The 11,416-nt window shown below is 70.7% G+C and carries 12 protein-coding genes; 5 read left to right on the top strand and 7 right to left on the bottom strand.

Going from position 1 to position 11,416, the window contains the following annotated elements; translation table 11 throughout:
• Positions 1-90: 90 nt before the first annotated feature.
• The 4 genes from pyrE (at position 91) to ABD908_RS24645 (ending at position 3,879) form a co-directional block, all read left to right on the top strand.
• On the top strand, positions 91-624 hold the full coding sequence (pyrE, locus tag ABD908_RS24660; protein WP_345001055.1) for an orotate phosphoribosyltransferase: 534 nt from the start codon (positions 91-93) through the stop codon (positions 622-624).
• A gap of 152 nt (positions 625-776) precedes the next feature.
• The gene (locus ABD908_RS24655) at positions 777-1,466 is read left to right on the top strand and encodes a TrmH family RNA methyltransferase (RefSeq protein WP_385922728.1); all 690 of its coding nucleotides are present in this window, start codon (positions 777-779) and stop codon (positions 1,464-1,466) included.
• 84 nt (positions 1,467-1,550) lie between these two features.
• On the top strand, positions 1,551-2,687 hold the full coding sequence (locus ABD908_RS24650) for a glycoside hydrolase family 76 protein (RefSeq protein WP_345001051.1): 1,137 nt from the start codon (positions 1,551-1,553) through the stop codon (positions 2,685-2,687).
• Positions 2,688-2,724: 37 nt separating this feature from the next.
• Positions 2,725-3,879, top strand: a complete 1,155-nt coding sequence (locus ABD908_RS24645) for a GTP-binding protein (RefSeq protein WP_345001049.1) — start codon at positions 2,725-2,727, stop codon at positions 3,877-3,879.
• A 100-nt stretch (positions 3,880-3,979) separates the two neighbouring features.
• Here ABD908_RS24645 and ABD908_RS27745 read toward each other — a convergent pair whose 3' ends face one another.
• From ABD908_RS27745 to ABD908_RS24635, 3 genes are all read right to left on the bottom strand, one after another.
• Complete coding sequence (locus tag ABD908_RS27745) at positions 3,980-4,156, bottom strand: glyoxalase superfamily protein (RefSeq protein ID WP_385922727.1); 177 nt, start codon at positions 4,154-4,156, stop codon at positions 3,980-3,982.
• 187 nt (positions 4,157-4,343) lie between these two features.
• Positions 4,344-5,180 carry a siderophore-interacting protein gene (locus ABD908_RS24640; RefSeq protein WP_345001047.1) on the bottom strand — a complete coding sequence of 279 codons (837 nt, stop codon included), beginning with the start codon at positions 5,178-5,180 and terminating at the stop codon, positions 4,344-4,346.
• Positions 5,181-5,351: 171 nt separating this feature from the next.
• On the bottom strand, positions 5,352-5,861 hold the full coding sequence (locus ABD908_RS24635) for a PadR family transcriptional regulator (protein WP_345001045.1): 510 nt from the start codon (positions 5,859-5,861) through the stop codon (positions 5,352-5,354).
• Positions 5,862-6,042: 181 nt separating this feature from the next.
• Between ABD908_RS24635 and ABD908_RS24630 the strand changes: the two genes are divergently transcribed.
• A complete protein-coding gene (locus ABD908_RS24630; protein ID WP_345001043.1) occupies positions 6,043-7,434 on the top strand; it encodes a carotenoid oxygenase family protein in 1,392 nt (463 codons plus the stop codon).
• 41 nt (positions 7,435-7,475) lie between these two features.
• Here ABD908_RS24630 and ABD908_RS24625 read toward each other — a convergent pair whose 3' ends face one another.
• The 4 genes from ABD908_RS24625 to ABD908_RS24610 all read right to left on the bottom strand — a co-directional run.
• Positions 7,476-8,675, bottom strand: a complete 1,200-nt coding sequence (locus tag ABD908_RS24625; RefSeq protein WP_345001041.1) for a ferritin-like domain-containing protein — start codon at positions 8,673-8,675, stop codon at positions 7,476-7,478.
• Positions 8,653-9,510 (bottom strand): phosphate/phosphite/phosphonate ABC transporter substrate-binding protein, encoded by an 858-nt coding sequence (locus tag ABD908_RS24620; protein ID WP_345001039.1) that lies wholly within the window; start codon positions 9,508-9,510, stop codon positions 8,653-8,655. Before ABD908_RS24620 ends, ABD908_RS24625 begins: the two co-directional genes overlap by 23 nt.
• A gap of 2 nt (positions 9,511-9,512) precedes the next feature.
• Positions 9,513-10,709 (bottom strand): acyl-CoA dehydrogenase family protein, encoded by a 1,197-nt coding sequence (locus ABD908_RS24615; RefSeq protein ID WP_345001037.1) that lies wholly within the window; start codon positions 10,707-10,709, stop codon positions 9,513-9,515.
• Between the two features lie 110 nt (positions 10,710-10,819).
• Positions 10,820-11,416, bottom strand: a 597-nt coding sequence (locus ABD908_RS24610) for an ATP-binding cassette domain-containing protein (protein ID WP_345001035.1), incomplete at its 5' end; no start/stop codon positions are given.

Genomic DNA, 11,416 nt, shown 5'->3' with positions numbered 1-11,416 from the left:
CCCCGCCCGCCCGTCCGGCGCGGTGCCGCGGCCGTCCGGGCCCCCGCCCCGCCCCTCCGGGCAGATCCAGCGCCCGTCCGGGGCCGGACGGTGACCGCGGACCGGGACCGGCTCGCCGAGCTGGTACGCGAACTCGCCGTGGTCCACGGCAGGGTGACGCTCTCCAGCGGGCGCGAGGCCGACTACTACGTGGATCTGCGCCGCGCCACGTTGCATCACGAGGCGGGACCGCTGATCGGCCGCCTCGTCCGTGAGCTCACCGCCGACTGGGACTTCGCCGCCGTCGGCGGCCTGACCCTGGGCGCGGACCCCGTCGCCACCGCCGTCATGCACGCGCCCGGCCGGCCGATCGACGCGTTCGTGGTCCGCAAGGCCGCCAAGGCGCACGGCATGCAGCGCCAGGTCGAGGGCCCCGACGTGGTCGGTAAGCGGGTGCTGGTCGTCGAGGACACCACGACCACCGGTAACTCCCCGCTCACCGCGGTCCGAGCGTTGCGCGATGTGGGTGCCGAGGTCGTGGGCGTCGCCACCGTCGTCGACCGCGCGACCGGCGCGGCCGACGTGATCGCCGCCGAGGGCCTCGAGTACCGGTCCGTGCTGGGGCTCGCCGACCTCGGCCTGTGACCGGGGAGGAGCAGCCAGGCCCCACGGGTCCTGATGCCGTGGGTCGCAGGCTCCGTTCGTCCCTCACTGCGCCAGGCCCCACGGGTCCTGATGCCGTGGGTCGCAGGCTCCGTTCGTCCCTCACTGCGCCAGGCCCCACGGGTCCTGATGCCGTGGGTCGCAGGCTCCGTTCGTCCCTCACTGCGCCAGGCCCCACGGAATGGATTACCGGGGTACCCGACACCGTCGGCGTCGGTCCGTGGACCGAGGAGCACGACGGGCCGCCGCCGAACGACCCGCGCTACGACCCGGAGCTGCTCGCCGACGGTGACCGCCGCAACGTCGTGGACTACTACCGGTACTGGCGCCGCGAGGCGATCGTCGCCGACCTCGACACCCGGCGCCACCCGTTCGAGGTGGCGATCGAGAACCTGGGGCACGACGCGAACATCGGCACGGTGGTCCGCACCGCCAACGCATTCGGCGCCCGGGCCGTCCACATCGTCGGCCGGCGCCGATGGAACCGCCGCGGCGCCATGGTCACCGACCGCTACCAGCACATCCACCACCACCCTGACGCAGACGCCCTCGCCGCGTGGTGCACCGACGCCGGCCTACCGATCGTGGCGGTCGACAACCTGCCGGGATCGATTCCGCTCGAGCGCGCCCGCCTGCCGAGGCGGTGCCTGCTGCTGTTCGGGCAGGAGGGGCCGGGGGTCTCGGGCGATGCGCGGGCGATCGCAGAGACGACGGTGTCGATCGCCCAGTTCGGCTCGACCAGGTCGATCAACGTGGGAGTCGCCGCCGGCATCGCCATGCACGCGTGGATCCGCGAGCACGCAGACCTCGGGGCGGCGTGGTGAGTCGTGTCCGCGCGGCGGGGCGGCGCATGCCGTAAACACCCGGCGCGCATTGAAATCCCGCGCCGGGGTGGAAGAATGTGCCGCGTGGTTGTGCATGCGAACGATGGCGATTCCGCGCTCTGGTACGGCCGAGCCGAGGCGGCGCAGACCGCGGTGACGGAGCGACATATCCGCCCGCTCTGGGGCATCCCCACCACGGCACTCGGTGTGTGTGCGTACCCGCCCACCCGACGCGACCGGCTGATGATCAGCTGGAACTTCTGGTGGCAGGCGCACCTGATCGACTGCGCGATCGACGCGCACGTGCGCACTGCGAGCGGCACCACCCGCGCGCTCGTGCATCGGTTGATCCGAGGGCACCTGGTGCGCAACGGGTTCCGCGTCACCAACCACTACTACGACGATATGGCGTGGCTGGCGCTCGCGCTCGAGCGCGCCGAGCGGCTGGTGGGGATCGACACCCACTCGGCGCAGCGGACGCTCGGGGCGCAGTTCATGGCGGCGTGGGCGCCGCAGCTCGGCGGCGGTATCCCGTGGCGCAAGTCGCCCGACGTGTTCCTCAACACGCCTGCCAACGGGCCGGCCGCGATCTTCTTGGCACGCAGCGGTAATCGGAGTCGTGCGGAGCAGATGTCCGAGTGGCTGTTCACGCACCTGTTGGACGAGACGTCGGGTCTCGTCGACGACGGTGTCGAGTCGGGCCCCGCCGGACTCGGTCGCGTGCACACCGAGAAGTACACGTACTGCCAAGGTGTCGCCATCGGACTCGAGGCCGAGCTGTCCGACGGCGACGAGGTGCACGCCGACCGTGTCGGACGGATCGTCCACGCGGTCGAGGCCGGCCTCACCGAGCGTGGCGTCGTCGTGGGCGCGGGCGGCGGCGACGGCGGTCTGTTCGCCGGAATCCTGCTGCGCTACCTGGCGTTCGCGGCGACTTCGCTGCAGGGTGACGGGAGTGCGGACGACGACGCACGGGCTACGGCGCGGGACATCGTGCTCGCGTCCGCGGAGGCCGCGTGGAACGGTGCGCGGGAGGTCGACGGTCACGTCCTGTTCAGCGCGGACTTCTCCCGGCCCGCGCAGGTGCCCACGGACACCGGCGGCGCGGCCCGGTTCGCCGCCGGGACCGTCGTCTCGTCCGCGATCCCGGAACGGGATCTGTCCGTGCAGCTGTCCGGGTGGATGGCGATGGAGGCGGCATGGGTGGTCAGTCGGGGCTGACAGCCCGCGCATTAATGAAAACCGTTACCATTAGAAGATGACCTCTTCAGCCCTGCCCGTCACCGTGCTCTCCGGATTCCTCGGCGCCGGTAAGACCACCCTGCTCAATCACGTCCTCGCCAACCGAGACGGCCTCCGGGTCGCCGTGATCGTCAACGACATGAGTGAGGTGAACGTCGACGCGGCCCTGGTCGGCCTCGGCGGCTTCGACCGCACCACCGAGCGGCTCATCGAGCTGACCAACGGGTGCATCTGCTGCACGCTGCGTGAAGACCTGCTCGAGGCGGTGGGGTCCATTGCACGGCAGCGGGACTCGGACGGTCGTCCTCGGTTCGATCACCTACTGATCGAGTCCACCGGCATCTCGGAACCGATGCCCGTCGCCGCCACCTTCGACTGGGAGTTCGAGGACGGTAGCAGGCTCGGCGACCACGCGCGCCTGGACACGATGGTCACCGTGGTCGACTGCACCACCTTCCTGCGCGAGTTGGTGCGCGGTGAGCGGCTGGACGAACGCGGCATGGGTGCCGCAGACGGTGACGTCCGGTCGATCTCGGACCTGCTGGTCGACCAGGTGGAGTTCGCCGACGTGATCCTGCTGTCCAAGGCCGACCTGGTGAGTGAGTCGGCGCGTGGTGCCGTCGAGGCCACCGTGCGGCGACTCAATCCGCGCGCCCGAATCCTGGATTCCGTCAACGGGGCGGTGTCCGTCGCGGAGGTGTTGGGCACCGGGCGGTTCGATCACGACGCCGCTGCGGCAGTCGCGGGCTGGGACGACGAGGTACTCGGAGCAGGGCACACGCCGGAGACCGACGAATACTCGATCTCGTCGCTCACTTTCCGCTCGCCGCGCCCGTTCCATCCGGCACGTCTCGCCGAGGCGCTCGGGCAGCTGCGGGCGGTGCTGCGCAGCAAGGGCTTCTGCTGGATCGCCAGCCGGCCGGAGTTCGCCGCGGTGTGGTCGCAAGCCGGGCCCAACCTCACGATCGAGCCGGCTGCCTACTGGTCGCAGGTCGATGGCGAACCCGAGCAGGAGATCGTGATCATCGGCGTTCGCCTCGATCACGAGGGGGTGCGGGCCTTGCTCGACGGTGCCGTGCTCACCGACGCCGAGTTCGCCGCCGGTGAGGTCGCGTGGCGTGTCTATCCGGATCCGTTGCCGCGGTGGACCGTTCCCGCACACCAGCACTGACGAGCACCCACCTGCGTGGACCGGGGACGCCGACCCGTGCGGCCGGGCCGCCGTAGAACTCCCGGGCGAGCGCGTGATCGACGATGCGGAGGATCTTCGATCACCTACTGGCGCGCCACGGGATCGGCTTCCGCCGGTGGTACCGGCTGGCCGTGAAGGTGTTCCGATCGCGGTGTCCCGCTGCGCGGGCGACGGCTTCGAGGGCGGCGCAGTGCCCGATGTCGACGTGTCGTTCCAGTTCGCGCGCAAGGATCTTCGTCTGGTCGGGTGTTATCACGGAATGCCTTTCCGCACGGGTCTCACCGGGGCCTGCATTACCGGTGCCGTGCCGGCATCGGATCGAACTGTCGACGTCGACCGGTCTTCACCATCGAGGCAGGCGGTCGGCGACGGGAACCGGTTCCCAGACCACCTCGCGCCGCCGCCGGGCTGTTGCCATGCGGCGGGCCGACCTCGGCGAGCGGCTATTCCAGATCGATCTCCTCGGTGAGTGCGGGGTCGAAGCGGTCGGCGCCGCCGGCCACCGCGTCCCGGTAGCGCACGATGTTCTCGGTGTCGATATCGGTGTTGGTGGCGCCGGCCCGCCAGTACGCCCGTGCCAGCAGATCGCCGCGGTCGACTCCCCAGTGTGCCAGTACATGTCGTCGTAGTAGCCGGACCTCGCCGGCCTCGGCGGCGATCCACACCTGAAGGCGTCGACCGGTGACCGCCGCGCGCGGCGCGTGCGCGGTCACCTCCGCGACGCCGGACACCGTGCGGAGCGTCAGGCCGGGATGCTCCGGGACGAGGGCGACGTCCGCTGCAGTGGGCGGCGCCACATAGGCGGTCACGCGCACCGACCGCGGTAGGCCCTCGATGATCGCCGCCGCGGCAGGTAGCGCCGATCCGTCGGCCACCAGGGCGACGTCCGCGATCCCCTCGGGCAGAGCCCATTCGGCGCGCATCCCGGCGAGCTCGACCCGGTCCCCAGGGCGGGCTGCGCCGAGCCAGTCGGTGAGGGCGCCGTCGTGCCGCTGCACGTCCACCGTGACCCGCCCGGTGTCGGGATCGAAGGCGCGCACCGTCAGCGCCCGCAGCATCGGCGGTCCCTCTGGCAGCGTGAGCTTGAAAGCGTCGGCGGGCTGCGCGATGTAGTCGCCGAGGTCGTCGGTCTGCAGCGTGATTCGTGCGTACGACGGTGTCTGGGCGTCTATCGCGGTGAGCACGCACGATGCCCGGCGCAGTGGACCGGCCTGCGCCCGCTCGCGTATCGCCCGCTTGATGTCGGCGGGGCCGGTAGTGGAGGCGCTGAGACGAGTCATAGACATAGGTTAGGATAACCTATATCAGGCGCCAATACGGGATCGGTGTGCGTCATCAGCCGCCCTCCACGAAACCACTCCACGAGTCCGACGGACCACCACCGTACTGACGCAGCCCTTCTAGCGAGTCCTTGACGAACACGGGCCTTTCCCGCCGAGGCATCGTCGACCTCAGCGGCGGAGGCGCTCCTGCGCCCACCGCGCCCACTCGGCCTCCATCGCGTGGAAGCGCAGGCCGTACTCGAGTGCGATCCGGCCGAAATCGTCGACCGGGTCGTCCCAGGGCACGGACGTTCGGATGTGCTCGAGCCGGGCGAGGTCCCGCTCGGCGTTCTCCTCCTCGCGGCGGAAGAACTCGACGGCGGCCTCGGGATCCACCTCGGACAGCAGGAACACCCGCAGCAGGCGCGCGCTGCGAGTCGTCGTGTCCAGCTCCGCGGCCAGCCAGTCCCGAAGTGAGTCGCGACCGGCATCGGTGGCGGCATAGACTTTTCGCCCCCGCGCCCCCTCATCGACGATCTCGATCAGTCCGTCGCGCTCGAGTTTCCCGAGCTCGCCGTACAACTGGCTCTGCGTGGCGGGCCAGACGTTGGCCATCGACGCCTCGAAGCGCTTGAGCAGGTCGTATCCGCTGCCGGGGTGCTGGGCGAGGAGGCCGAGGGTAGCGAATCGGAGGCTCACCGGGGTGAATATACCGCCCACCGTTGACATGTCTGTAGTGGAATGTCACTCTTGATATGTCACTGCTGGAATATGAGGAGACGTGACGGTGTTCGGCTCGGCCGGTACGCGACCGTCGTCGTCCCCGTCTGGATCCTGCTTCCCGTTCGCTACACCGCCCGTCTCAGCCGAGGAGTCTCCGATGTCCCTGCCGTTCAGCACACCTGACACCACCGCACCTGACACCAGCACAACTCATACCAGTACCCCGGACACCGACGCAGCCGATATCGCGCCCGCCCCCGCGGCGCATCTCGCCGGGAACTTCGCGCCGGTCGACCGCGAGATCACCGTCGACCGGTTGCCGGTCACGGGCAGTATCCCGCCGGACCTGGACGGTTGGTACCTGCGTAACGGTCCCAATCCCCGTGCAGGGAGCGCGCACTGGTTCCTCGGCGACGGTATGTTGCACGGGGTGCGGGTCCGCGGCGGACGGGCCGAGTGGTACCGCAACCGATGGGTCCGCACGGGCCAGTTCGACGGTGACCCCACGCCCCTCTACGATCCGGCCACCGGCGAACGAAATCTGGCCGTCTCGCACGCCAATACGCACATCGTCGCTCACGCGGGTCGCACGCTCGCGCTCGTGGAGTCGTCCCTACCGTGGGAGGTCACGCGCGACCTCGAGACCCTGGGTGCCTACGACTTCGGTGGTGCACTGCGGGATTCGATGACGGCGCACCCCAAGATCTGTCCCACCACCGGCGAACTGCACTTCTTCGGCTACGGCAATCTACGTGCGCCGCACGTCACCTACCACCGAGCGGACGAAACCGGCCGACTGGTGGTCGAGCAGCCCGTCGACGTCCCCGGGCTGACGATGATGCACGACTTCGCGATCACGGAGCGATACGTCCTGTTCCTCGACCTGCCGGTGGTGTTCGACCTGTCGCTGGCGATGGCCGGGACCATGCCGTACCGGTGGGACTCCGGCTACGGCGCGCGGATCGGTGTCATGCGGCGCGACGACCCCTCGGCTCCCGTGCGCTGGTTCGAGATCGAGCCCTGCTACGTCTTCCACGTCGCCAACGCCTTCGACACGCCCGGTGCGAGCGGCGCAGGGGAGGCCGACAACGACGTGATAACACTTGTCGCAGTGCGGTATCCGACGATGTGGGTATCGGGCCCGGACTCCTTCGACCCCGACGGCACCCTGCACGAGTGGCGCATCGACCTGGGCGCCGGCACGGTCGTCGAGCGTGCGCTCGACGACCGTCGGATCGAGTTCCCGCGCATCGACGATACGCACGCCGGGCGCCGGCACGACGCGGTGTACGCGGTGGGACGGCACGATCTGGTGCGGTACGACGGTGCCGGTCCGCTCGCCCGGGGGTTCGGTGCCGACGAGCCCGGCGAGCCGGTGTTCGTGCCGTCGGCCGACGGACGCGGCTACCTGATCACCTACGTCTACCGCGCCGAGACGGCCACCAGCGATCTGGTGGTCCTGGACGCTAGCGACCTGTCCCAGCTGGCTTCGGTCCATCTCGGCGTGCGGGTGCCGGCGGGCTTCCACGGCAACTGGTTTCCCGCCTGATCAAGCCCCGACTGATCAGCCCCGTCACTGGAACCGTCCCGTCACATGAAGTTACGCGTGTGCAGTGCGGACAGCTCCGCGGCCTCGTCGTCCGGGAAACCGATGAACGCCAGCCGTCGCCGGCGGCCCTCGTCCATCCGTCGCTGCAACCCCTGCACGGCGTTCCACCCGCCGCGGATGGCCGCCGGCTCCCACGAGCCGGCGGCCAGCAGCACCAGGGAGTCGTAGACGTCGGATGAGAGTCCGGCCGTTTCCCGCAGCGCGTCGTGACGCCGCTCGACCGCTCCCCGCAGGCGCCCCAGGAACGCCGGATCCGCGTGTGCCACATGGGCGGTGTGCGCCGTGCCGAAGGCGACGTGGCGGGCCTCGTCGCGCGCCGCCAGCCGCGTCACCTGCGCCGTGACGGGGTCGGGGGCGTGCTCGTGCAGGAACGTCAGCAGGTCGACGAACGTGCCCTCACCCATGACCGACAGCAGGAACGACGCGAGGGTGAAGTCGGGCTCCCCGAGCAGCGACTGCAGCGACGCCCGTCCACCCGCACCCGATCGGCCCATCTCGTCCCGGTTCGCCAGCGCCCGACGGGTGAAGATCTCCACGTGTCGTGCCTCGTCGGCCACCTGCGCGGCGAGCAACTGCATCACCTCGCGGAACTGCGGATGCAGCGATCCGAGCAGCCGGGCGGGGATCATCAGCGCCGCCTGTTCGTTCTCCACCAGATAGGTCATCACCTGGACCACGGCGTCCTCGATGTCATCGGGCAGGCCGCCCGATCCGACCCAGTCGACGGCGGTCGCGGGGTCCCACTGTGCTGCAGCGGCGCGGGCGTACAAGGTCGGAGCCACGTCGGCCCACACCATATCCCTGTCCACCCACGCGACGTCGAGCGCGGGGCCACCGTCCTCGACGAGCGCGCCGCGGGCCGCGAGGCCCCAGTGCGTGTCCGCGTGCGCCTGCGGTGCCGCAGCCGAGCCGGCCCGGACGGCGCCCCGCCAGCGTTGTTCCTCCTTGTCGCCCTTGATGATCCGGACGGCGGCGGGGCTGTCCGATGGTGCCGACGCATCGCCCCTGGACACCGCGTGACCGTGCTCCCGGCACCACGCGCCGAGCAGCAGGTCTAGCGCGGGGGCGTGGCCCCGGACATCGAGCGTCTCACCCGGGCGCAGGCCGTGCAGCGCCCGGGCGACCAGCAGGTGACCACCCTCGGTGAGGGAGAGGTCCTCAAGGTCGATAGTCGGCGGCACGGATCTCCCCGGCGTCGTCGTAGAACCCCACCTCGTCGACGGCCTGCTCCAGCGGCCCGTACCCGGAGGTCCGCCCGGGCAGCCAGCGGCTCAGGCCCTCCAGGTCCAGCAGCGGCCGCACGGCGGGGTCGCCGTACGACATCGCGAGAAAGGCATCCGTGAGCGCGGCGACCCGCTCGGGGTCGGCCCCCGGCCCTGCCGTCATCATGCAGTGGTCGAAATCTCCCGTGCGGCCCACGATGTGCAGGGTGTCCGCGGCGACGGTGCCCTCCCGGGCGAAGGTGAGCAGGTTCGCGTCCAGCACACATGCGGCGTCGACCGCGCCGTCGCGCAGTGCCGCGATCGCGTCCCGCTCGCCGCCGATGTGGTCGCCGTGCAGGCCGACACCCACGTCGAAGCGGACCACATCGACGTCGGTGCCCGGCTCCAGTCCCACCGAGCGCAGGTACGAGAGCGGCAGCAGCGTCGACTGTGGGGAGTCGACGGCACCCACCGCGATCCGCTTGCCGCGCAGATCCTCTGCGACGGAGATTCCGCCGCCCGACCGCGACACCACCGCCGACCGCAGGTCGCGATCGGTGTCGCGCATGAAGATCGGCGCCACCGTCGTCCCCGCGGCGCGCGCGAGCCGGTCTGCTCGCACCCATGCCAGCGGTGAGTTCCACGCCAGGTCGATATGACCGGCGAGCAACTCCTCCACCTGGCGTTCGTAATTCGAGTACAGCACGTAGTCGATCGCTGGTCCGTCGACCGCGCGCAGGTAGGCCCGGAAGCCCTCCCAGATCGTGACCACCTTGGGGTCGTACGCCACCGACCCGATCAAGATCTCTTCCATCGCTACGCCTCCGCCTGGCCGGGCTCGGCCCGTCCGAACTCGGCCGGGTCGATCAGTGGCAGCCCGCACAGCGCACGACCGACGATGTCCCACAACGCATCCGTCGTCGGTGCCATGACCTGGGCAGCGCGGGAGTCGCGGAATCTCCGTTCCACCGCGAGCTCGCGACGGAACGCGGCACCACCGCACGCCGTCATGGCGAGGTCCGCCGCAGCGGCCGAGCCCTGGTCCGCCGACGCCTTGGCCTCGAGCACCAGCAACGAGGCGTCCGGCCGACCGGCGACCACCGCACCGGCCGCGTCCGTGATCAGGGCGCGGTTGCGGTCCGCCTCGATCTGCATGCGCGCCAATCGTGTCCGCGCCGGAAGCTGCTGGGCCAGGCTCTGGTCGACGTGCTCGAGCCGGGTGCCCACCAGGTGTGCGGTGGTGGCCGCGGTGACCGCCTGCATCAACCCCAGGCTGGCGGACGCGTTGAGCACCAGGAACCACGGCAGAACCACCGACAGTGCCGCGTCGAGCCCGGCACCGTCGTCGCCCAGCATGTTCGCCCGGGGAATCACGACGTCGGCGCCCACCACCGGACAGGAATCGTTCCCGCGCAACCCGAGTCCGTCGAAGCCGCCGGCGACCGCGATCCCCGGCGTGGTGCGCGGCACGTACCACAGGGTCATCGGTCCCTCGGCGGCGAGCGGCCGCGACGACCACACGTAGGAGTCGGCGTGGTGGGCGGCGGTCACCCAGCTCTTCCGCGCGTCCAGCACGACCGCGTCGCCGCTCGCTCGCGCGGTGCTCAGGGGCGCCCAGAAGTGGCTGCGGGAACCGGATTCCGAGAACGCGAGCGTGGTGAGGTGGGTGCCCGCGGCGATCTCGGCGAGTGCGTCCGCGCGGCCTGCGGCGACGAGCATGGCAGTCGCGGAGTAGTGCATGGCGACGATCATCGCGGTCGAGCCGCACGCGCCCGAGATCCGGCGGATCACCTCGGAAGCCGTGTCGACTCCTGCGCCCGAGCCGCCGAACTCGGCCGGCACCGTGGCGCCCAGCGCGCCCGCGGCGGCGAGCGCGGCGATCGACGCCGAGGGGAATTCGCCGGTACGGTCGACCTCCGTGGCGGCGGGTGCGACCGACTCCGCGATCGCCGCGTCGACGCGTTCCACTAGGGAGGTGGCCAGGGGGGAAGTGGCGGTTTCGTCGTTGGTCACTGAGCGGATCCTCCGGTGTGGGCGACGGGACCCGTCGATCATCCCGCACACGAACGGTTCGTGGTTCACGAACCGTGTCGACCTGGTGGACCTTTTCTGCTGGACGACGGCTAGACGAGTTCCTCGCTGAGCCTGCCACCGTCGAGCCGCCACCGCCGCGTCGCGCGCACGGTGTCCAGCATCCGTCGGTCGTGCGTCACGAGCACGACGGTGCCGGTGAAGGACTCCAGCGCCTCCTCGAGCTGCTCGATCGCCGGCAGGTCGAGGTGGTTGGTGGGCTCGTCGAGCACCAGCAGGTTGACACCGCGCGCCTGCAGCAGTGCGAGACCCGCGCGAGTGCGCTCGCCGGGGGAGAGCGACGACGCCGGGCGGGGCACGTGGTGCGCCCGGAGCCCGAACTTCGCGAGCAGCGTGCGGACCTCGCCCACCTCCATATCGGGCACCTCGGCGGCGAAGGCGTCGATCAGCGGGACGTCGCCGACGAACCGGCCGCGCGCCTGATCGACCTCCCCGACCTCCACGCCCGAGCCCAATACCGCTGTCCCCGAGTCCGGCTCACGGCGGCCGAGCAGCATCGCCAGCAGCGTGGTCTTGCCGGCGCCGTTCGGCCCGGTCAGCAGGATCCGGTCGCCGTACTCGACGGTCGCCGTCACGGGCCCGAGGGTGAAGCCGCGGCCCGCGCCGTCCGGCCCGCCGCGGCCCGTGCC

It is taken from the genome of Tsukamurella soli (genome assembly GCF_039541155.1).
Classification (GTDB): Bacteria; Actinomycetota; Actinomycetes; order Mycobacteriales; family Mycobacteriaceae; genus Tsukamurella; species Tsukamurella soli.
The sequence above is the reverse complement of the archived record's forward strand: the minus strand, read 5'-3'. Positions and strand labels throughout refer to the sequence as shown.

Bases quoted from the DNA above. Each gene is read 5' to 3' on its own strand.
- ABD908_RS24640 (WP_345001047.1), bottom strand. From the start codon at position 5,180: ATGACTCGTCTCAGCGCCTCCACTACCGGCCCCGCCGACATCAAGCGG.
- ABD908_RS24620 (WP_345001039.1), bottom strand. From the start codon at position 9,510: ATGGAAGAGATCTTGATCGGGTCGGTGGCGTACGACCCCAAGGTGGTC.
- ABD908_RS24630 (WP_345001043.1), top strand. From the start codon at position 6,043: ATGTCCCTGCCGTTCAGCACACCTGACACCACCGCACCTGACACCAGC.
- ABD908_RS24645 (WP_345001049.1), top strand. From the start codon at position 2,725: ATGACCTCTTCAGCCCTGCCCGTCACCGTGCTCTCCGGATTCCTCGGC.